Genomic DNA, 21,653 nt, shown 5'->3' with positions numbered 1-21,653 from the left:
TGATGAGGCCCGCCGGTGCGGGCTGAAAATCCGACCTGCGAGGGGGAAGCCGGATGAAGGGACGTAGAGCGCTGACGGCCTGCGTACGGGGGTTCGCCGTGTCGTGGCTCGCGCTGGTGTCGATCATCCTGTCCGTGTTGACGATCCTGTCGATCTGCTTCATCCCGCTGGGCGTGGGGGTGTTCACCACCCCTCCGCTGATCCGCGCGGTGCGGGCGCATGCCAATCAGCGCCGGCTGCTGGCCGCCACCTGGGCCGATGTACGGATCCAGCTGCCGTACCGGCCGCTGCCGGCCGATCGGCGCTCGGGGGTCACCGGACAGGTGGAGCTGTGCACCCTTCTGCTGAAGGACCCGGCGACCTGGCGCGATCTGCTGTGGCTTCAGATCGATATGACGGCCGGATACGTCATCGCGCTGCTGGCCTTCGCCTTCATGCCGTACGGACTCGAAGGGTTCGTCCTGGCCGCCGGGGTGTGGCAGCCGATCGTGGACGCGGGCGGCACGTACTGGTACGCGTTCCTGCCCATCGACTCGCAGTGGACCGCTCTCCTGGCCGTCCCGGTCGGCGCCGGTTTCATCGCCGCCGGAACGGCCGTCTCACCCCTCCTGCTGCGCGGCCACTTCCTGCTCTCGCGCGCCTTCCTCGACCCGACCCCGCATATGCAGCTCGAACAGCGGGTGCGGCGGCTCACCGAGACCCGGCATGACGCCGTGGACACCTCCGCCGCCGAACTGCGCCGCATCGAGCGCGATCTGCACGACGGCGCCCAGGCCCGGCTCGTGGCGATGGGCATGAGCCTGGGCACGGTGGAGGCCCTGATCGAACGGGATCCGGCCAAGGCCAAGGAACTGCTCGCCGCGGCCCGTACCAACTCCGCCGAGGCCCTGGCCGAGCTGCGCGACCTGGTGCGTGGCATCCATCCGCCGGTCCTGGCCGAGCGCGGTCTGGGGGACGCGGTGCGCGCGCTGACACTGCGGATGGCGGTGGACGTGGAGGTGGACGTGGACCTCGCGGGCCGCCCCGAGGAACCGGTCGAATCGGCCGCCTACTTCGCGATCAGCGAGGTGCTGACCAACGCGGCCAAGCACGCGGGCGCCTCCCGGATGTGGCTGGACCTGCACCACGAGGACGGCATGCTGCGCATCGCCGTGACCGACGACGGCCACGGCGGCGCGGAGATCACCCCGGGCGGCGGGCTGAGCGGGGTCGAGCGCCGCCTGGGCACCTTCGACGGGGTCCTCGCGGTCAGCAGCCCCACCGGCGGGCCGACCATGGTGACGATGGAGATCCCCTGCACACTCTCGGCGCGGGGCGCCGCGCGATGACCCACTGGGCGCCCAATGCCGCCCGCTCCCCGGGCGGCCGCGTGCACAACGTCCCGGGCCACCGCTGACACTCCACCGCGCCGCGCGCGCTCAGTCGGTGATGTACCAGTCGTCCTTCAGGTACTCCAGGGTGCTGGTCCCGATCTCGTTTTCGGAGAAGGTGACGGGGGCCTTGACCGCCGCGGCCGGGATGTCGAACTTTTCGGGGGTTCGTACGACGACCTTCTGCGGGTCGACCGTCGCCGTTTGCAGAGCCTTCTTCTGCGTGGGCGAGATCATCTGGAACGTGACGAGGAACGTGGACGTGCACGGACCGAACCCCTGGTCCTCCGCCTGTTTCGCCGCGGGCCCGGCCACCTCGCAGACCGTCTTGATGTCCTCCCGGCCCACGGCGTGCAGATACTCCTCGTACCGCCGGATCGCCCCTTCCTTCGTCCTGGGCGCGGCCTGGTCCGTGGGCTGGCCGGTGGGCTGGCCGGTGGGCTGATTCGTGGGCTGGTCCTTGGGCGGATCGGTCGGCGCCTTGTCGCCGCCCCCGCAACTGTCGTTGGTGAAGATGCCCGACAGCAGACGCCCCGGGCGCGGGCCCATCGGCCCGTTGAATCCGCTCACATGCTGCTGCGACCCCCACCACCCGGCATACCCCCACCAGGGCTCGCCGTCGACAGGGCGGACGTGGTCCCAGGTGTGCCACTCGGCGCCGCCCTTCGAGGGCCGATCGAGCGTGCCGTTCACCCACTGGTTTTTGTCAGTCGGATAGGAGCCGTGTGAACCACGCGCCGAGTACACCGTCGGATGCCCGTCCCGCGGATCCAGGTCCGACCACTTCACGCCGCACGTATCCTTGCCGTGCTTCGCGAACGTCACCGCCTCCGGCTTGCCGTCGCGCAGCTGGACCGCGACGCGCTCCCAGTCGCCCTCGTGCCGGTTGCCCGGGGTCAGGTTGTTGTAGGCGTAGAAGAACCAGTAGACGTACGCCGCGCGCTTCGGGTCGGTCTTGTGGTTGTGGTACTCCCAGTAGACCGGCGCGTCGGTGCCCTCGCCCTTCCGCACCTCCTTCGGCGGGTCGAGATAGAAACCGCCGTCGGCCTCGGTCGAGGTGTGCCACTTATCCCCGTGTCCGGGGCAGGACACCGGCTTGGACGAGGACTTCCCCGGCTCCACGTCCGCGTGCTTGTAGGGATTGTCCTTGCTCCCCAACCGCCGCGGGTCGATCGGATCGGCCACCGGCCCCTCGTCACGGCAGAAGCCCTCGTGGTCGAAGCGCAGCGCGGACCGCCCGATGAACCGCGTCGCGTCCATCGGCAACAGCGACTCCCCCTTGGCCAGCCGCACCAACGGCGCGAACCGCGCGGCCTCGGCCGCGGACCCCTTCGAGGGCTCCGCCCCCGTCCACTCCTTCTCCTTCTCCGGCCCGCACGCCACCAACGCCGCCGAAAGCGACACCGCCACGCCCACCATCACCCGCATCCGACCCAGCACCGGCTCCCCCTTCGTTCGCCAGCCACCAGCCAGCAGCACGTCAAGAGGACATCACGCGGAATCCGGCAGAACGGTTCCCCGCGCGGGGCGCCCAACCCGCGGGGCCAGGCGTCGGGCACCCCCGCTCACCGCACAGCGGTACATTCGTCGGATTCGGTCACGTCCCCCACCCCAGGGGCCCGACGAAGTCTTGGAGCCGTCGTGCGTGTTGTGGTCGCCGAGGATCTGTTCCTGTTGCGGGACGGGCTGGTGCGGATGCTGGAGGCGTACGACTTCGAGGTCGTGGCCGCCGTGGAGAGCGGGCCCGAGCTGAGCAAGGCGCTGGCGGAGCTGGAGCCGGATGTGGCGGTGGTGGATGTGCGGCTGCCGCCGTCGTTCAGCGACGAGGGGTTGCAGTGCGCGCTGGCGGCGCGGCGGGCCCGGCCGGGGCTGCCGGTGCTGGTGCTGTCCCAGCATGTGGAGCAGCTGTACGCACGGGAGCTGCTCGCGGACGGCAGCGGCGGCATCGGGTATCTGCTCAAGGACCGGGTCTTCGACGCCGATCAGTTCATCGACGCCGTGCGCCGGGTCGCCGCCGGGGGCACGGCGATGGATCCGCAGGTGATCTCGCAGCTGCTGGACCGGCGCGCCCAGGACCAGCCGATGGGGCGGCTGACGCCACGGGAGCTCGAGGTGATGGAGCTGATGGCGGAGGGGCGGTCCAACACGGCGATCGCGGCCCAGCTGTTCGTCACCGAGCGGGCGGTCGCCAAGCACACCTCCAATATCTTCGGCAAGCTGGGCCTGCCGCCGTCGGACGACAACAACCGCCGGGTGCTGGCGGTGCTGGCCTACCTCGACCGGGGCTGATCCGGCGAAGCCCTTCGGCCGCGAGGTGGGCCGAGACCTCACGTGCGCCCCATTGCTCCCGCCCGGTAACGCTGGTTAAGTGCCTTTTCCATACGAGGCATTGGCCGTTGTCCGTTGGGGGGCGCATGAGCGACCTGAGCAGACGCACGCTGATCGGAACAGCCGGAGCACTGGGGGCCGGGGCCACGCTGGGGAGCCGGTTACCGGCGATGGCCGACGAGCCGCATGACGCACAGGATGGCGCCGTGACCGTCTTCGACACCGCTCCCGCCCGCGCCGCCCTGCGGCGGCTGCTGCCGGAGCACGCGGATCAGTTCCGGCTGGAGGCGCTGGAGCGGCGGGGCGAGCGGGAGCGGTTCGAGATCGGCGGGTCCACGGGGCGGCCGACGGTCTCCGGCACCAGCCCGGCGGTGCTGCTCACCGGGGTCCACTGGTACCTCAAGTACACCTGCCACGCACAGCTCACCTGGTCCGGCGACCAGCTGAACCTGCCGAAGAGGCTGCCCGCGCCCGCCCGGCGCGTCACCCACTCGACCGCGCTGCCGCACCGCTTCGCGTTCAACGACACCCATGACGGCTACACCGCGCCGTTCGCCGACTGGGACCGCTGGGAGCATCTGATCGATGTCGCGGCCCTGCACGGCTGCAACGAACTGCTGGTCACCGCCGGTCAGGAGGGTGTCTACCACCGGCTGCTCCAGGACTTCGGCTATACGGAGGCCGAGGCGCGCGCCTGGCTCCCCGCCCCCTCCCACCAGCCGTGGTGGCTGCTCCAGAACATGAGCGGATACGGCGGCCCGGTGTCCACCGCGCTGCTGGCCAAGCGCACGGAGCTGGGTCGGCGGATCGCCGGCCGGCTGCGGGAGCTGGGCATGCGGCCGGTGTTCCCCGGCTACTTCGGCACCGTTCCGGACGGTTTCGCCGACCGCAACCCGGGGGCCCGTACGGTTCCGCAGGGCGACTGGAACGGGCTCAGACGGCCCGACTGGCTCGATCCCCGCACCGAGGTGTTCCGCGAGGTGGCCGCCGCCTTCTACCGCCACCAGCGCGAACTCTTCGGCGAGGCCGAGCTGTTCAAGATGGATCTGCTGCACGAGGGCGGAAACCCCGGTGACGTCCCCGTGCCGGAGGCCGCCCGCGCCGTGGAGACCTCGCTCCGGACCGCCCGCCCCGGCGCCACCTGGGTGATCCTCGGCTGGCAGGAGAACCCCCGCCGCGATCTGCTGGACGCCGTGGACCACGACCGGATGCTCATCGTGGACGGTCTCTCGGATCTGGACACCGTCACCGACCGGGAGAAGGACTGGGGTTCGGTGCCGTACGCGTTCGGCACCATCCCCAACTTCGGCGGCCGCACCACCATCGGCGCCAAGACCCATATGTGGGTCCGGCGGTTCACGGTCTGGCGCGACAAACCCGGCAGCAAGCTGGTCGGCACGGCCTATATGCCGGAGGCGGTCGAGCGGGACCCGGCCGCGTTCGAGCTGTTCAGCGAGTTGGCGTGGCGCGAGGAAGCGGTGGACCGGGCCGAGTGGTTCCGCTCCTACGCCGATGTGCGCTACGGCGGACGGGACACCGGGGCCCGGGAGGCGTTCGCCGCGCTGCGCGACACCGCGTACGAGATCAGCAGCAAGGACGGCCGCCCGCATGACTCGGTCTTCGCTGCCCGCCCCTCCCTGACCGCGCGTTCGGGCACCAACTACGCGACCCACACCCCTGCCTTCGACCCGGCCGGCTTCGACGCGGCCTTCGCGGCGCTGCTGGGCGTGCGCGCCGGGCTACGCGACAGCGACGCCTACCGCCATGACCTCACCGACATCGCGCGGCAGGCGCTCGCCAACCGCTCCTGGCAGCTGATCCCGCAGCTCCAGGACGCCTACGAGCGCAAGGACCGCGACGCCTTCCGGACGCTGTCCCGGCTGTGGCTCAAGCTGATGCGGCTCAGCGACGACATGACCGGCGCCCACCGGCGGTTCCTGCTGGGCCCGTGGCTCGAGGACGCCAAGCGGATGGCGTCCGGCGAGCAGGAGTCGGCCCAGCTGGAGCGGGCCGCGCGCACCCTCGTCACCACCTGGGCGGACCGCGCCACGGCGGACGGCGGCAAGCTGGCCAACTACGCCAACCGCGACTGGAGCGGCCTCATCGCCGACTTCCACCTCCCCCAGTGGCAGTCCTATCTGGACGAGTTGGAGGACGCGCTGGCGGAGGACCGGGCGCCGCGCTCCTTCGACTGGTACGCCGTCGAGGAGCCGTGGACACGGGAGCGCAAGAGCTATCCGGTGCGGCCGACGGCGGACGCCCACCGCACCGCCCAGCGGGTGTACGAGGCGCTGGCCAGGGCCCCGTACCAGGGCACGCTGACCGTCACCGCCGAGCCCGCCACCCTGCCGCCCGGCGGCTCCGCGTCCCTCACCGCCGCGCTGCGCAACGTCAACGGGCTGCGCCCCACCGGCCGCGTCGACTTCGACCTCGCCGTGACCGGTCTTGACCCGACCCCGGACGGGCCGACCCGGCTGCCCGGCGTCCCGGCGGGCGGCACGGGCGAGGTCCGCTGGCGCGCGACCGCGCCCGGCGACCCCCTGGAGCACCCGCTGAAGCCGCTGCCGTACGAGCTGGGCGTCAGTTACGGGCCACGGGGCGAGGACCGGGTACGGGCGGTGCGCACCGGGACGCTGTGGATCGCCGGACCGCTGCCGGAGGGGATGCGGACGGTCACCAACAGCGGTGCGGTCTTCGGGCAGCTGGACGAGCGGTTCGCGATCGACGGCGCGGGCCAGGACCTCTGGAAGGGCACCGCCGAATTCGGCTCCGTCTACCGCGATGGCGTCCTTACGGTGGGCACGGCCATGACCGTGAAGGTGGACGCCCAGGCGGCCACCGGGCCGTGGGCGCGGGCCGGGATCATCGTCCGCGACGACCTCGCCACGGCGGGCTCCCCCGGCTTCGTGAACCTCTCCGTGACCCCGGCCAACGGTGTCGTCCTGTCGTACGACTCGGGCGGTGACGGCACGCTGGACACCTACCAGCGGATCACCGGCGTCAAGGCGCCCGTGCTGCTGCGGCTGACCCGCACCGCCGCCACCTCCTACACCGGCGAGCTGTCCACCGATGACGGCGCGACCTGGCGGAAGGTGGCCACCGTGACGGCCCCGGGCGCGGCGGCGTCCCAGGACGCCGGGATCTTCATGAGCGCGGCGAACGGCGGCACGGGCGCCCGGGGGACGGTCGAGTTCAGCGGCTGGAAGACGGGCACGCCGTAGCGGGGTGGCGTCGGGGGCGGGGTGGGGCGCAGGGGGGTCGGCGGCTCAGGGAGCGCAGGGGGCTCAGGGGATCCGGCGGCTCAAGGGGCGGGGAGGGGAAAGCGGCCCGCCGTAGGCGTCATGGGCCGCCGGACGCCCCGTAGGTGACCAACCCCGCCCGCCGCTCGTTCACGAACCGTGGACCAGCACCAGGCGACAGTCGCCCCCGACGACGAAACCACCGGCCTGATCGACGTCGAGCAGGCCGAGGCCGCCCTCGTCGAGCACTACCCGCGGCTGGTGCGGCTCGCGTATCTCATCCTGCCGCCGGGCATCGGCCGCACCCGCCGGGTGCTCGCGGCGCATGCCCTCGCCCAGCGCGCGCTGCCCCGCAACCGGGGTTACGGCACCGGCCCGGACCAGCACCCCGAGGTCGAACTGCCCTGGCAGCGCGGGACGAAGGGCCCGGCCGCCGACTCCGGCTACGCCTATGTGCGGCTGCGGGTGCTGCGGCTGGCGCTGCGCGCCGCCCGGCCGCGGCGCTGGTGGCAGCGGCCCCCGGCGCTGCCGCAGGTGTTCGGGCTGCGGCTGTTCCCGCGCTCCGGCGGGGCCGATGAACTCGCCCTGGAGAAGGCGCTGTCGGAGCTGTCCGGACCCGGCCGCGCCGCGTACGTCCTGCTGGAGCTGGAGCAGCTCGGCGAGCATGAGACGCGCACCCTGCTGCGCACCGCGGGGGTCACCGACGCGCGGGCCGCGCTGGAGGAGGCGGAGTCGGTGCCCGATCCGGCGGGCAGCCGGGACGGATCGCTGCTGGAGTCCGCCGAGTTCGACCCGTGTTCGCTCCAGGCGCGGCCCACCGATCTGATGCGCCGCCGTCAGCATCTGCGGGCGGTGCTGGTGGCCGTGGTGGCGCTGGTGGTGTGCGGGACGCTGCTCGGGATGCCGGGCGAGGGCTGGGGGCCGACCAGCGCCGCCGCGCCCTCGTACGCCCGCAATCCGTCCTCCGAACGGGCCCTGGATCCCCATCGGTTGACGCGGGCCACGCCCGACGCCTGGCGCACCGCCTCCCGCGCCGACTTCTCCTCCTGGCCCGCGCGCGGCGACCGCGTCCGGGACACCGAGCTGCTGCGCCGCGCGCTGGCCGTCTGGGCGCGGCCGGGCCGTTCGGTGCGGGTGTCGGCCACCCTGGGCACACAGTCCGGGCCGCCTTCGGGACCGCCGCAGCTGCTGTTCGCGGGCGAGGTGGACCAGGCGTCGGTGGTGCTGCTGTACGACGGGCTGCGGGTGGCGCGGTACGCGGAGACGGGCGAGGGCGGCGCGGCCGCGCTGGACTTCGCCCGGCTGGACGCCGCCGACGCGGCCACCTCGACCGCGCTGGTCCTCAGCCGCACCGATGGCAACGTCCGCTATCTGACCGCCCCTTGGGTGCGCCACGCCTGGGTGCGGGATCTGCTGCGCCCGGGTGTGGCGCCGCGTCCGCTGCACCGCTCCGGGGACGGGGTGACCGACCCGGTGCGCACCGTTCCGCGGCTGCGGCCCTGCCGTGGCTGGCCCGCGCTTCAGTTCGGCTCACGGCTCGTGGCCGACCTGGGCGAACTGGCCCCGGCCCGGCTCACCTACGGCGCCCCCGGCGCCGGTGTGCGCGATGTGGCGGGGCGGGCGGCCCGTGCGAGCTGGGCCAGGACCGGGTGCCGGCTGGCGATGATGCGGACGCGCGGGGTGCGCTCGGTCAACGCCTGGCGGTTCGCCGCCCAGGCCCTGCCGGAGGCGGGCGGCCACGCGGCGTGGCTGTGCACCCGGGCCGACACCTGGCGGGGCACGGGCAGCAAGGTGCTCGCCCAGTTCCAGCCGTGGGACACCCGCCGGGGCGCGTCGGGCGCGGTCGCCGCCGGCGCCGACAACTCCCCCGCCTGCGGTCCGCGCGAGCCGCGGGTGCTGGCGGGGGTGCTGTGGAAGGCGCGATCCGGCCACTGGTACCTGCTGGCCGCCGGAAGCCGCCAGGTCACCGGGATCGTCGCCACGGGTGGGGTCCGGGGCCGCTCCTACGGGCGCGGCCTGATCCTGCCCGCCAAGGCGGGCGCCCGCGCCGACCTCAGGGCCCGGCTGATGAACGGCGATCGGATGGGGCCCCTGCGCTAGGGGGTGCCCGGTGGGTTTTTCCCCTCCCCGCCCCTTCCCACAGCATCGACATGCGGCTCCGCCGCGCGGCAGGGCTCCGCCCCTGAACCCCGAGGCCCGGGGCCGGGCCCCGGGCGGCGGGACCGGCGGGGCTCCCCCTCCTGTCACCAGGGGCTTCGCCCCTGGACCCCGGGGTCTGGGGCGGAGCCCCAGTTTCGGGAAGGGGCGGGGAGGGGAAAGAGCCGCCGGTCGCGCCCACGCGGCGGAGCCGCACATCGACACAGCCCCGCGCCCCTTCGGGGCGCCTCGAACCGCGACCGGCCTCCGCCGAGTTGCTCAGCGCTCGACAGCCCCCGCCGCCGTGTAGACAACCGCTCAGCGCCCGGCGGCCCCCGCCGTGTAAACGGCCACCGTGCGGCCAGGGACGGTGAAGGTGCCGGTCGTGCGTTCGTAAGTGGAGCTCTTCACCGTGGTGTCGGCGCCGTGTGCCTGGGCCGGGTGAAGGACGTACGGGGTTCCGGCCAGAGCGGGGACGGTCTGTGACTGCCGGGACGGGGTGGCGTTGAAGACCACGACGAGCCGGCCGAGCCGCATGGTGATGACGCCTGGTGTCTCCTCGGCCCCGGACAGCGGGAAGGACAGCGCCTGCTGCACCCCCTCCGCCGTGGTCTGGCTGAACGCCTTCTCGGTGGTGCGGATCCGCAGCAGATCCCGGTAGGCCGCCGAGGCGCCCGTGATCTCGGGGCAGCCGGGGCGTACCGCCGGGTTGGTCAACAGGGGCTTGGCGTAGGGCCACTTGGGCTCGTTGTCCGCCGCCGGAGGCAGTCCCCGGCCGAAGCCGTTGCCGGACGCGCAATCCCAGTGAATGGCGTTGAACCAGTCGCCGCTGTCGAAGGAGTTGCGGTCCAGCGACTTCGAGCGCAGCAGATCGGTGCCGGCCTGGCTGAGCGCCGGGCCCTGGGAGAGGGTGGCGGTGGCCAGGGCCACCACCTGGGCCCGGGCGCGGTCGGCGGCCGGTGTCCGCTCGGGGAGCTTGTAGGCGAGCGCGTCGTAGAGGGTCTCGTTGTCGTGGGCGTCGGCGTAGGCGAGCGCGTCGCCGGGGGCGGCGGCATAACCGGCCGGGGCGCCGTTGTAGTCCACCTCGGAGCCCTTGACCCGGCGTCCGCCGGTGTCGGTGAAGGAGTAGTCGGCGAGGTTGCCGGAGAGCCCGACCTTGATCAGGTCCTGGGCGTGCAGCAGCCGGGCCCGCTGCTCGTCCGGGGTGCCGTTGGCGGGTGACCCGTTGGGGTCGGTGAAGAGCCCGGAGGCGAAGCCCTGGACGCGGGGGTCCTCGTCGAACGGCCCGCCGCCGCGCACCGCGTCCCGCGCCCGGTCGCTGAAGGTGGCGATGCCGGTGCCGGCCATGTTGCGCTGGGTGGCCTGGACGAAGCGGGCGTCGTCGGCCGCCTCGCCGAAGTTCCAGCCCTCGCCGTAGAGGATGATCGACTTGCCGTCCACCCCGTCCTTGGCGGGCGTCAGGGCGTCCAGGGCCTTGCGCACGGCCAGGATGTTGGCCTTGGGGTGGTGGCCCATGAGGTCGAAGCGGAAGCCGTCGACCTTGTATTGCCTGGCCCAGGTGACGATCGAGTCCACCACCAGCTTGCCCATCATCGCGTGCTCGGGCGCGGTGCCTGGGCAGCAGGTGGAGGTGGCCACGCCGCCGTCGTCCAGCAGCCGCTGGTAGTAGCCGGGCACGATCCGGTCGAGCACCGACTTGTCATCCTGCCCGGCCGCCACGGTGTGGTTGTAGACGACGTCCATGACGGTGCGCAGCCCGGCGTGGGCCAGGCCCCGCACCATCTGCCGGAACTCCCGGGTGCGGGCCGGGCCGTCCGGGTCGCTCGCGTAGCTCCCCTCCGGCACGGTGTAGTGCAGCGGGTCGTAGCCCCAGTTGTAGCCGTCCCCGGCCGCGGTCTCGGCCACGCACTTCTGCTGCCGGTCGGAGTCGGCGGGCAGCGCGGCCAGATCGCAGCCGGGCCGGGCCTGGTCGGACCGCCGCTCCGGGACGGTGCCGAAGTCGAAGGCGGGCAGGAGGTGGACGTAGGACGTGCCGGACTTGGCCAGCCGCGCGAGGTGCCGCATCCCGTCCGCGTCGTGGTCGGTGAAGGCGAGGTACTGGCCGGGGTGGGCGCTGGTGCGGTCCGCGATGGAGAAGTCGCGGATCTGGAGCTCCTGGATACGGGCGTCGCGCAACGGGACGGCCCTGGGCTTCTTCAGCGCGTCCCAGCCGGCGGGGGCGAGCCGGGGGTCGGCCAGGTCGGTGACCAGGCTGCGGGTGGAGTCCGCGGTCAGGGCGGTCGAATAGGGGTCGGTGACCTCGTTGGTGACGGTTTCGCCGACGCTCGGCGCCCACACCCGGACCCGGTAGCGGTAGGGCTTGTCCCGCCAGCCGGGGTCGCCGGTCACGCGCCACACCCCGCTGCCGGGGTCCCGCCGCATGGCGACGGTGCGCCCGTCGAGGTCGAGCGACACGGACTGGGCGGTCGGCGCCCAGACGGAGAGGGTGGGGCGGCCCCCGTGGAAGACCGGGCCCAGGCGGGCCCGGCGCGCCCGGTCGGCGTAGAGGTCGTCCAGGACGCCGGGGATCTGCACTCCGGTGCGGTGCAGTACGTGGTCATGGTCGTCGGCCGCGCGCTGTACGGCGGCGAGCGGGCCGCGCAGCGCCGTGGCGGCCTTGTCGCGGTCGCGCGGGTCGAGTCGGTAGGCGGGACGCCCGGCCAGATGGGGGTAGGCGGCCTTCTGGGCGTCGGTCAGGGCGGCCGGGGCCAGCCGCAGGGTGCCGCCGTCCGCGTAGTTCAGCTCCTCGACGGTCCCGGCGGTGTGCTCGGCCTTCCATACGACGGTGGTGCGGTCGATCCACTGCGCCTCGGCGGTGGGGACCGCCGAGGCGGCGGGCGCCGCGGCGCGGGCGCTCTGCGAAACGGCGGGCACGGCCGCCGCACCCAGTGCCAGGGCGGCGAGCGCGGCGGCGCTACGGAAGAGGGTGGCTCTCGGGGGTTTCACGGGGCTGGTGGCTCCTTGAGGTGTGGTCTGGGTGCGGGCTCCCCGCCCCCGCTCCTCCGGGCGGTGTCGGGGGCCTGGTGCGGTGCCCGACGTCCGGGGCGATGGGCAGGCGGAGCCCGAGGCCCGGGGCCGTACCTGTGCCCCGGGCACAGGGCACGGGCTGAGCCCAGGCCAGGGACGGAACCCCGAACCTCGAACCCAAACCCGGGACAGGGCAGGGACAGGGCCCGGGGCAGGGCAGGGACAGGGGCGGAGCCCCTGCCCCTCGGTTCGTCGGTGGGGCCGCCGCCTAGCCGCAGGTGCGGGCGGCCGTGTGCAGGGCCAGCGCCGTATTCGTGCCCAGGGTGGCCGTGAACTGGCCCGCGGAGTCGACCGTGACGGACTTGCCGCTCTGTACGTCGCAGTAGCCGCCCGCCGGGAGCGAGGTCTGGAAGGTCCGGGTGAGGGAGCCGCTCTCGTGGTTGATGGCCACGTACGCCTTGTCGCCGCGCCCGAAGCCGATGGCGTTGCCGCCGTTGTCCCACCAGTTGGTCACCGAAGCGCCCCGGGCCGTGTTGCGGAGGGCGACCATGGCGCTGATCTCGGGCCACTTGTGCTGGCACTTCCAGCCGTCCTGGTAGCAGGCGCCCACCGCGCCGCCGTTCGGCGGGCCCGCGTCGTTGTCGCTGAACTCGTAGCCGGAGTGGACGTCGGGGGAGCCGTAGGGCCAGGCCAGCATGAAGACGTTGGCCAGGGTGTAGTCGGCGCCGTTCTTGTAGGTGAGGGTGGAGCCGTTGCGCTCGGTGTCCCAGTTGTCGACGAAGACACCGGACTGGCCGCTCGCCATATAGCCCCAGCCCTCGCCGAAGTTCTTCAGATACGCCAGCTTCTCGCTCTGGAACACCCGCTTGAGGTCACGGCCGTAGCGGAACTCCTGCACATCGCCGTTGCGCAGATACTCCGTCGGGGAGACCGCCTCGCCCTCGCCGTGGATGACCTCCTGCTTCCAGTAGACGCCGGGGTCGCTCAACTGGCTCTTGATGGCGGCCAGGTCGTCCGCCGGGATGTGCTTGGCGCCGTCGACGCGGAAGCCGTCCACGCCGAGGGAGAGCAGGTCGTCGAGGTACTGGGCGAGCCGGGTCCTGACGTATGACTCACCGGTGTCCAGGTCGGCGAGGCCCACCAGCTCGCAGTGCTGAACGTTCCAGCGGTCCTGGTAATTGCTGACCTGTGAGGTGCAGTCGTCCATGTCCTGGGGCTGGTAGATCCCGGGGTAGGTGTACTTGGTGTACGAGGAGCCGCCGGTGCCGGTGCCGGAACCGGCGGACATGTGGTTGATGACGGCGTCGGCGACCACCTTGACGCCCGCGGCATGACAGGTGTCGATCATGTTCTTGAACGCGGTGCGGTCACCGAGCCGCCCGGCGATCTTGTAGCTGACGGGCTGGTAGGAGGTCCACCACTGGCCGCCCTGGATGTGCTCGGTGGCCGGGGACACCTCGACGAAGCCGTATCCGGCGGGGCCGAGGGTGCTGGTGCACTCCTTGGCGACGGAGTCGTACTTCCACTCGAAGAGTTCCGCGGTGACGTCCTTGGTGCCGGGCGGTGTCGCCCGCGCGGTCTGCTGGGGCAGGGCGACGAGCACCGCCGCGCTCGCCGCGAGGGCGAGCGCGGTGGCAAGGGGGATGCGGCTGCTGGCCATCGTTCCTCCGTGGGGGGAGTTCGGGGGTGCCGATTGAGCCTCGTACGGCAACGCGCCGTGCCCGTAAGGCCAGTTGAAAGGTTGAAGGTTCTTGCTGCAAGACGTCAGTCCGATGTCGGTGTCCGGACCGTACTCGCGAGTTTTTGTGGTTGCAAGACCTTTCGCAAGGGATTGCGGCGGTGTTACGTTCAACCACGTTCTCCGGTCCGGCCGGCCGGGGGCCTGTCAACAGGCCCCACGCGCCCGGCCGGTCGGATCGGGTTTTCCACGGGGTGCCGGCGGGCGAACGGCCCGCCACGGGCGTCAAGATCCGTCCGGCACCCGCCAAGCGCTCCGCTGGCAGTGCCCTGACCTGCCGTCGATCGTCCGCGGCGCCGTCGTAGCCGGCCGCGCCCACGCGGCGGAGCCGCACATCGACACAGCCCCGCGCCCCTTCGGGGCGCCACCGAACCGCAGCCGACTTCCGCCGATCCGCTTAGCGCAGCCTGGCCGTCGAACCGCGTACGACGAGGTCCGGCTGGAAGACGAACTCCGTCTGCTGCACCGGGTTTCCGGCCATCTCCTCCAGCAGCGCCCCCACCGCCGCCGTGGCCATCGACTGCACCGGCTGGCGCACGGTGGTCAGCGGTGGATCGGTGAAGGCGATCAGCGGGGAGTCGTCGAAACCGACCACCGACACATCGTGCGGCACCCGCAGCCCCCGGCGGGCCGCCTCCCGGATCACCCCGAGCGCCATCAGGTCGCTGCCGCACACAATGCCCGTACAGCCCTGGTCCAGCAGCGTGGCCGCCGCCACCTGACCGCCCTCCACGCTGAAGAGCGTATGGCGCACCAACTCCCGCGCCTCGTCCGGCGATCGGTCCAGCAGCTCGGCGCTCGCCGCGAGGAATCCCTCGACCTTGCGCCGCGCGGGGACATAGCGGGCGGGCCCCACCGCGAGCCCGATCCGATGGTGGCCGAGGGCGGACAGATGGCGTACGGCCATCCGCGCCGCCGCCCGGTCGTCGGGGGAGACGAACGTGGCCTGGATATGCTCGTTGTAGCCGTTGATCAGCACGAACGGCACCTTGCGGCCGGCCAGTCGGGCATAGCGGGCGGGGTCGGCCGTGGTGTCGGCGTGCAGTCCGGACATGAAGACGATGCCCGCCACATCGCGCTCCTCCAACTGCTCCACCAACTCGTCCTCGGTGGCGCCGCCGGGCATCTGGGTGCACAGGATCGGGGTGTAGCCATGTCCGGCCAGCACCTGCTCGATGATCTGCGCGAAGGCGGGGAAGACCGGATTGGTCAGCTCCGGGATCACCAGGCCGACCAGCCCGGCGCTGCGCCGCCGCAGCCGTACCGGCCGCTCGTAGCCGAGGACGTCGAGGGCGGCGAGCACCCGCTGCCGGGTGGTGGCCGCCACCCCCGCCTTGCCGTTGAGCACCCGGCTGACGGTGGCCTCGCTGACCCCGGCCTGTGCGGCGATGTCGGCGAGCCGCGGCGGCGCCGACAGGCCCGCCCCCGGTGGGCTCGGCAACGACAGGCCCGCCCCCGATGGGCTCGGCGCCGGTGAGCCCGCCCCCGGAGGGCTCGGCGCCGGTGAGCGGGCCGCGGACGCGCTCGAGGCCGCTGGGCCCGCCCCGGGCGGGCCCGCCGCCGGCGGACTCGTCACGACTTGGTCGCTCCGGCCGTGAGCCCCGCGACGAGATGGCGCTGGGCCCAGGAGAACACCAGCGCCGCCGGGATGGCGATCATGACGGCGGCGGCGGTCATCGAGCCCCAGTCGGAGGTGTACTGGTTGACGAAGGTCTGGAGCCCCGCGGCGAGCGTGAGGTTCTCCTCCCCCGTCATGAAGGCGGAAGCGTAGGCGACCTCGGCCCAGGCGGTGATGAAGGTGTAGAACGCGGTCACCGCGAGCCCCGGTTTGGCCAGCGGGACCACCAGCCGCCAGAAGGTCCCGAACGGGTTGAGGCCGTCGACCCGGCCGGATTCGTCGATCTCCACCGGGATGGTGTCGAAGAAGCCCTTCATCATCCAGGCGCAGAACGGCACGGCCACGGTGAGGTAGGTGACGATGAGCGAGATCGGCTGGTTGAGCCAGCCCAGCGTCGACATGATGTTGTACAGCGGCACGATGAGGATGGCCACCGGGAACATCTGGGTGATCAGCAGCAGCCACATCAGCGGGCGCATCCCGGGGAAGCGGAAGCGGCTGACGGCGTAGCCGGTGGTGGCCGCGACGAAGACGCCCAGGATCGTGGTGATGACCACGATGAACAGCGAGTTGCCGAACCAGCTCAGGAACTCGGTGTCGCCCAGGACGTGTTGGTAGTTCCGCAGCGTCGGTTCCTTGACCACATCGGTGCTGAACGCCTCGCTCTTGGGCTTGAACGAGGTCACCACCAGCCACAGCGGCGGGAAGACCGCGACCGCGGAGGCGATGACGAGCGTGGTGTGCAGCCCGACGGAGGCGAGCGGGCCGCGTCGTTGGTCGCGCATGGCTACCACACCTCTCCCTGCTTGCGGAGCGAACGGCGGTAGACCACCGCGAAGAGCATGAGGATGAGCAGGATCAGCACACCCCAGGCCGAGGCGCCGGCGAAGTCGCGCGGGCTGTTGACGAAGGACAGCCGGTAGGCGTACGTCACCAGGATCTCGGTGGAGTCGCCGGGTCCGCCGCGGGTCAGCAGGAAGATCACCGGGAACATGTTGAACGTCCAGATGGTCGACAGCAGGATCACGGTGGAGCTGACCGAGCGCAGCCCGGGCAGGGTGATGTGGCGGAACCGCTGCCAGGGGCTCGCCCCGTCCATCTCGGCGGCCTCGTACAGCTCACCGGGGATGGACTGCAATCCGCCGAGCAGCGCGACCAGCATGAACGGCACCCCGAGCCAGATGTTCACGGCGATCACGGAGACCTTGGCCATGGTGGGGTCGTTGAGCCAGGGCACCGCGTCGATCCCGCCGCCGTGCAGCACCTTGTTGAGGATGCCGTTCTTCTCGTTGTAGAGCAGCCGCCAGGCGAAGACGGAGACGAACGCGGGGACGGCCCAGGGCAGGATCAGCAGCGACCGGTAGAGGGTGCGCCCGGCGAACCGCCGGTTGAGCAGCACGGCCAGGCCCAGGCCGATCGCGAAGGTGAGCGCGACACAGCTGACGGTCCAGGTGACGGTCCAGCTCAGCCGGTCCCAGAAGACCTGGTCGTCCAGGATGGCCCGGAAGTTGTCGAGGCCGACCGTCTTGTAGGTGGCGGGGATGTGGTTGACCCCGATGGTGCGCTCGACGTTGGCCTCGTTGGCGTCGGTCAGCGACAGATAGACGCCGCGGACCAGCGGATAGCCGATGATCAGCCCGATGACGATCACGACGGGCGCGACCATGGCCCAGGCGTACCAGTGGCGGGCCAGCGCGTCGCGGATGCGGCGCGGCGGTGGGGTGCCGGTCTTGTGAACCCGGCCGCCCCGGCCGCGGGCGCCCTTCGCGCCCGCGGCCGGGTCCATCGGCCGACCGGTGTCGACAGCCATCGTCGCCGGCCCTACTTCCAGTCGCCCTTGAGGAGCTTGCGGTACGCGTCACCGGCCGACTTCGCGGCCTTCTCGGGTGAGGTCTTGCCGGTGAGAACGCCCGGGAACTGCACCAGGATCGCCTGGAAGAGGCTGTTGCCCTCGGGGATCCAGGGGCGTTCGACGGCCTTGTCGACCGCGGCCTTGAAGAACTTCACATTGGCGTTCGCCGCGACCGCCTTGTCGGAGTAGACGGAGGTGCGGGTGGGCAGCAGGGAGAGCTTCTCGGTGGTCTTGGCCTGGACCTCGGCCGAGCTCATGTACTGGGCGAAGGCGTAGGAGGCGTCCAGGTTCTTCGATCCGGCGTAGACGGTGAGGTTCTGGCCGCCCTGCGGGGCGCCCTGGCCCTTGCTGCCGGCCGGGACGGGGACCACACCGAGGTTGGACTTGTCCTTGAACGCCTTGCCGGCCAGGGTGTCCTCGATCGCCCACGGCCCGTTGATCGTCATCGCGACGTCGCCGTTCTTGATGGCGTTCTGCATGTTGTCCCAGCCGTCGGTGGCGTCGGTCTCCGCCGCCTTGGACGTGACCAGGTCACGGGCGGCCGCGAACGCCTTGATGCCGGGCTCGTCGTCGATGGTGACCTTCTTGGCGCCGGTGTCGAGAAGGTCGCCCCCCTCGCCGTAGATGAAGGGCAGATACCAGTAGGCGTCGTCGCCACGCAGATACAGACCGGTCTTGCCGGTCTTCTCCTTGATCTTCTTGGCGGCGGCCTTGAGCTCGGTCCAGTCCTTGGGCGGCTCGACCCCGGCGTCCTTCAGCATCTTCTTGTTGTAGAAGAGGCCGAGGGTGTCGATGACCTGCGGTACGGCGTAGGTCTTGCCCTTGAACTTGGCGCCGGCGAGGGCCTTGGGCAGATAGTCGGACTGGTCGGCGAGGGCGGGGGTGCCGTCCAGCGGGGCGAGATAGCCGATGTTGGCGAGGTCCTGGGTCCAGGCCACCTCGGTGCGCAGCACATCGGGCGCGCCGGAGCCGCCGGAACCCGCGGCGTTCTTGAACTTGGCCAGCGCGTCGCCGAAGGGCACATTGACGTAGTCGACCTTGACGTCGGGGTGCTTCTTCTCGAAGCCCAGGGCGAGCTCCTTGTACGTGCCCTTCTCCGCGTCGTTCGACGTGTCCCAGTACGTCACGGTGCCGGAGAGATGGCCGCCGGACTTCTTGTCGCCGCTGCCGCCGTCGTCACCACCGCACGCGGTCGCCGCGAGCGCCATGGCCGCGACGAGTGCGGTGGCCGCTATGCCACGTCGCATGTGAACTCCTCCAAAGCCGGCCGCTCCGTCGCGGCCCCGGGTTGCGGAGGAACGTAACAGGGCCGCAAGCGCGCCGAAAGAGCTTGCGGCAAATTTCTGCAAGCCGCCCGGCATCGTTACATCCGCGTGTCCCCGCGGTGGCCGCTCCGCTCCCGTGTGGGCGCTTGACATACGCCCGTAGCACGACCGGAGCACCCCCGGCGTCCATCAGCGCGCCCTGCAAGCTCTTCCGCAAGGCATTGCAGAGCTGTTACGTTCGCGCCATGACCCAGGAGCTCACGACCTCTCTTGCCACCGAGCCGGCGCGATCGTCCGAGAGCCCCGGATGGTGGCGCGACGCCGTCATCTACCAGGTGTATGTGCGGTCCTTCGCCGACAGCGACGGCGACGGGATCGGCGATCTGCGCGGGGCGCGGGAGCGGCTGCCGCACCTCGCCGGGCTGGGCGTGGACGCCGTCTGGCTGACCCCCTTCTACGCCTCTCCGCAGGCCGACGGCGGCTACGACGTGGCGGACTACCGCGCCGTGGATCCGCTCTTCGGCTCCCTCGGCGACGCCGACGATCTGGTGCGCACCGCCCATGAGCTGGGGCTGAAGGTGATCGTGGACGTCGTCCCGAACCACAGCTCGGACCAGCACCCGTGGTTCCGCGAGGCGCTCGCCGACCGGCCAGGAGGCGCGGCCCGCGCCCGCTACCACTTCCGCCCCGGCCGCGGCGCGCACGGCGAACTGCCGCCGAACGACTGGGAGTCGGTCTTCGGCGGCCCCGCCTGGACCCGCACCACCGATCCGGACGGCACCCCCGGTGAGTGGTATCTGCACCTCTTCGCCCCCCAGCAGCCCGACCTCGACTGGGACTCCCCCGAGGTCCGCGCCGAGTTCGACTCGGTGCTGCGCTTCTGGCTGGATCTGGGCGTGGACGGCTTCCGTATCGATGTCGCCCACGGCATGGTCAAGGCAGCCGGGCTGCCCGACATCGGCCACACCGAACAGGCCAAGCTGATCGGCTCCCAGGTGCTGCCGTTCTTCGACCAGGACGGGGTGCACGAGATCCACCGCTCCTGGCGCCGGCTGCTGGACTCCTACCCCGGTGACCGGATCGGCGTCGCCGAGGCATGGGCGCCCACCGCCGAGCGGCTGGCCCTCTACGTACGCCCCGACGAACTGCACCAGGCGTTCAACTTCCAGTTCCTGAAGTGCCCGTGGGACGCGGCCGCGATGCGCCAGGTGATCGACGAGTCGCTGGCCGCGACCGGCTCCGTCGGCGCCCCCACCACCTGGGTGCTCTCCAACCACGATGTGGTCCGGCACCTCACCCGCTACGCCGACGGCTCCCCGGAGCGGGGGCTCGCCCGCGCCCGCGCCGCCGCCCTGCTCACCCTGGCGCTGCCCGGCTCGTCCTATCTCTACCAGGGCGAGGAGCTGGGCCTTCCCGAGGTGACCGATCTGCCGGACGAGCTGCGCCAGGACCCCGCCTTCTTCCGCACCTCCCCCGACGGGCAGGACGGCCAGAGCGGTCAGGACGGCTTCCGCGACGGCTGCCGGGTGCCCCTGCCCTGGACCCGCTCCGGCGAAAGCCATGGCTTCGGCCCCGGCGGCAGCTGGCTGCCCCAGCCGGACACCTGGTCCGGGCTGTCCGTCGAGGCGCAGACCGGCGACCCCGACTCCACCCTGGAGCTCTACCGCGGCGCGCTCGCGCTGCGCCGTGAGCTGCCGGGGCTGGGGGACGGCGAGATGAGCTGGCTCCAGGCCCCGGCGGGGGTGCTCGCGCTGTCCCGGCCGGGCTTTGTGTGCACGCTCAACACGCTCGGGGAGGAGGTCGAACTGCCGGTGCCGGGGCGTGCGCTGCTGTCGTCCGCGCCGCTGACGTACAAGGCCGGAACCGTGTGCATTCCGCCTGATTCATGCGCGTGGTGGGCAATCTGACACGCGACCGGTACAGTCCCACTCCATGACCGCACGGCTTGCTGACATCGCAGCCCAGGCGGGGGTCAGCGAAGCCACCGTCAGCCGCGTCCTCAACGGCAGGCCGGGGGTGGCCGCGGCCACCCGCGAGTCCGTCCTCGCCGCTCTGGACGTCCTCGGCTATGAGCGGCCGGTACGGCTGCGACAGCGCAGCGCCGGACTGGTAGGACTGATCACTCCCGAGCTGGAGAACCCGATCTTCCCCGCGCTCGCCCAGGTCATCGGGCAGGCGCTCACCCGGCAGGGCTACACCCCGGTGCTGGCCACCCAGACCCCCGGCGGCTCGACCGAGGACGAGCTGACCGAGATGCTGGTGGACCGGGGGGTGGCGGGGATCATCTTCGTCTCCGGGCTGCACGCGGACACCTCGGCCGATATGCAGCGCTATGACCAGCTGCGCGGCCAGGGTGTTCCGTTCGTACTGGTGGACGGCTTCTCGCCGAAGGTGCGGGCGCCGTTCATCTCCCCGGACGACCGGGCGGCGATGGGGCTGGCGGTCACCCATCTGGTCTCGCTCGGGCACACCCGGATCGGTCTCGCGCTCGGGCCGAAGCGGTTCGTTCCCGTACTGCGCAAGATCGAAGGCTTCCAGCAGGCGATGCGGGACCGGCTGGGGCTCTCCCCGTCGGAGTCCGAGGAGCTGATCCAGCATTCGCTGTACACCCTGGAGGGGGGCCAGGCGGCGGCGACCGCGCTGATCGAGCGGGGCTGTACGGCGGTGGTGTGCGCGAGCGACATGATGGCGCTGGGTGCCATCCGGGCGGCCCGGCAGCAGGGCCTGGCGGTCCCTCAGAACGTCTCGGTCGTCGGCTTCGACGACTCCCCGCTGATCGCCTTCACCGATCCGCCGCTGACCACCATCCGCAAACCGGTGCAGTCGATGGGGCAGGCGGCGGTGCGGGCGCTGCTGGAGGAGATCGGCGGCACTCCGGCGCCGCCCAGCGAGTTCGTCTTCCTGCCCGAACTGGTGGTGCGCGGTTCCACCGCGTCGGCCCATGGCGTGGAGTCGCGGGGGCGGGCGGGCGGGGGTGCGGCCCAGGGGGCGTCCGGGGGGTCGTGACGCCTGCGGCGGGCTGTTCCCCTCCCCGCCCCTTCCCGAAACTGGGGCTCCGCCCCAGACCCCCCGCCACCATCTAGGTCGGTACAAGGGCCGGG

At 71.9% G+C, this 21,653-nt stretch carries 12 protein-coding genes and 1 pseudogene; 6 read left to right on the top strand and 7 right to left on the bottom strand.

The window, feature by feature from the left end; translation table 11 throughout:
* Positions 1-53 precede the first annotated feature (53 nt).
* Entirely contained in the window at positions 54-1,328 is a 1,275-nt protein-coding gene (locus AB0E24_RS17900; protein ID WP_099013490.1) for a sensor histidine kinase, read from the top strand.
* A 90-nt stretch (positions 1,329-1,418) separates the two neighbouring features.
* Here the strand turns inward: AB0E24_RS17900 and AB0E24_RS17895 are convergent, their stop codons facing one another.
* A complete protein-coding gene (locus tag AB0E24_RS17895; protein WP_359378095.1) occupies positions 1,419-2,810 on the bottom strand; it encodes a PT domain-containing protein in 1,392 nt (463 codons plus the stop codon).
* A gap of 201 nt (positions 2,811-3,011) precedes the next feature.
* Here AB0E24_RS17895 and AB0E24_RS17890 point away from each other — a divergent pair, with 201 nt between their 5' ends.
* The 3 genes from AB0E24_RS17890 (at position 3,012) to AB0E24_RS17880 (ending at position 9,037) form a co-directional block, all read left to right on the top strand.
* Positions 3,012-3,659 carry a LuxR C-terminal-related transcriptional regulator gene (locus AB0E24_RS17890; protein ID WP_079257337.1) on the top strand — a complete coding sequence of 216 codons (648 nt, stop codon included), beginning with the start codon at positions 3,012-3,014 and terminating at the stop codon, positions 3,657-3,659.
* A gap of 125 nt (positions 3,660-3,784) precedes the next feature.
* Positions 3,785-6,919, top strand: a complete 3,135-nt coding sequence (locus AB0E24_RS17885; RefSeq protein ID WP_359378090.1) for an alpha-N-acetylglucosaminidase — start codon at positions 3,785-3,787, stop codon at positions 6,917-6,919.
* Positions 6,920-7,096: 177 nt separating this feature from the next.
* Positions 7,097-9,037, top strand: coding sequence for a hypothetical protein (locus AB0E24_RS17880; protein WP_359378087.1), 1,941 nt, complete (start codon positions 7,097-7,099; stop codon positions 9,035-9,037).
* A gap of 354 nt (positions 9,038-9,391) precedes the next feature.
* Here AB0E24_RS17880 and pulA read toward each other — a convergent pair whose 3' ends face one another.
* From pulA to AB0E24_RS17850, 6 genes and pseudogenes are all read right to left on the bottom strand, one after another.
* A complete protein-coding gene (pulA, locus tag AB0E24_RS17875) occupies positions 9,392-12,058 on the bottom strand; it encodes a pullulanase-type alpha-1,6-glucosidase (protein WP_359378084.1) in 2,667 nt (888 codons plus the stop codon).
* Positions 12,059-12,311: 253 nt separating this feature from the next.
* A pseudogene (locus tag AB0E24_RS17870) lies at positions 12,312-13,739 on the bottom strand (alpha-amylase); the annotation flags it as partial.
* Positions 13,740-14,214: 475 nt separating this feature from the next.
* Positions 14,215-15,258, bottom strand: a complete 1,044-nt coding sequence (locus AB0E24_RS17865) for a LacI family DNA-binding transcriptional regulator (RefSeq protein ID WP_174885989.1) — start codon at positions 15,256-15,258, stop codon at positions 14,215-14,217.
* A gap of 131 nt (positions 15,259-15,389) precedes the next feature.
* Positions 15,390-16,220 (bottom strand): sugar ABC transporter permease, encoded by an 831-nt coding sequence (locus tag AB0E24_RS17860; protein ID WP_069869277.1) that lies wholly within the window; start codon positions 16,218-16,220, stop codon positions 15,390-15,392.
* A gap of 2 nt (positions 16,221-16,222) precedes the next feature.
* Positions 16,223-17,245, bottom strand: a complete 1,023-nt coding sequence (locus AB0E24_RS17855; protein WP_147968156.1) for a carbohydrate ABC transporter permease — start codon at positions 17,243-17,245, stop codon at positions 16,223-16,225.
* Between the two features lie 11 nt (positions 17,246-17,256).
* Positions 17,257-18,534 carry an extracellular solute-binding protein gene (locus AB0E24_RS17850; protein ID WP_069869276.1) on the bottom strand — a complete coding sequence of 426 codons (1,278 nt, stop codon included), beginning with the start codon at positions 18,532-18,534 and terminating at the stop codon, positions 17,257-17,259.
* Positions 18,535-18,797: 263 nt separating this feature from the next.
* Between AB0E24_RS17850 and AB0E24_RS17845 the strand changes: the two genes are divergently transcribed.
* Both AB0E24_RS17845 and AB0E24_RS17840 read left to right on the top strand, forming a co-directional pair.
* Complete coding sequence (locus AB0E24_RS17845; RefSeq protein WP_174885988.1) at positions 18,798-20,459, top strand: glycoside hydrolase family 13 protein; 1,662 nt, start codon at positions 18,798-18,800, stop codon at positions 20,457-20,459.
* Positions 20,460-20,484: 25 nt separating this feature from the next.
* Positions 20,485-21,558 (top strand): LacI family DNA-binding transcriptional regulator, encoded by a 1,074-nt coding sequence (locus AB0E24_RS17840; RefSeq protein ID WP_359378077.1) that lies wholly within the window; start codon positions 20,485-20,487, stop codon positions 21,556-21,558.
* Positions 21,559-21,653: the final 95 nt, after the last annotated feature.

It is taken from the genome of Streptomyces malaysiensis subsp. malaysiensis (assembly GCF_040653035.1).
Classification (GTDB): Bacteria; Actinomycetota; Actinomycetes; order Streptomycetales; family Streptomycetaceae; genus Streptomyces; species Streptomyces malaysiensis.
This window is presented reverse-complemented; position numbering and strand designations above follow the sequence as displayed.

Coding starts and splice junctions, on each gene's coding strand:
- AB0E24_RS17845 (WP_174885988.1), top strand. CDS start 18,798: ATGACCCAGGAGCTCACGACCTCTCTTGCCACCGAGCCGGCGCGATCG.
- AB0E24_RS17860 (WP_069869277.1), bottom strand. CDS start 16,220: ATGCGCGACCAACGACGCGGCCCGCTCGCCTCCGTCGGGCTGCACACC.
- AB0E24_RS17840 (WP_359378077.1), top strand. CDS start 20,485: ATGACCGCACGGCTTGCTGACATCGCAGCCCAGGCGGGGGTCAGCGAA.
- AB0E24_RS17885 (WP_359378090.1), top strand. CDS start 3,785: ATGAGCGACCTGAGCAGACGCACGCTGATCGGAACAGCCGGAGCACTG.
- AB0E24_RS17855 (WP_147968156.1), bottom strand. CDS start 17,245: ATGGCTGTCGACACCGGTCGGCCGATGGACCCGGCCGCGGGCGCGAAG.
- AB0E24_RS17850 (WP_069869276.1), bottom strand. CDS start 18,534: ATGCGACGTGGCATAGCGGCCACCGCACTCGTCGCGGCCATGGCGCTC.
- AB0E24_RS17900 (WP_099013490.1), top strand. CDS start 54: ATGAAGGGACGTAGAGCGCTGACGGCCTGCGTACGGGGGTTCGCCGTG.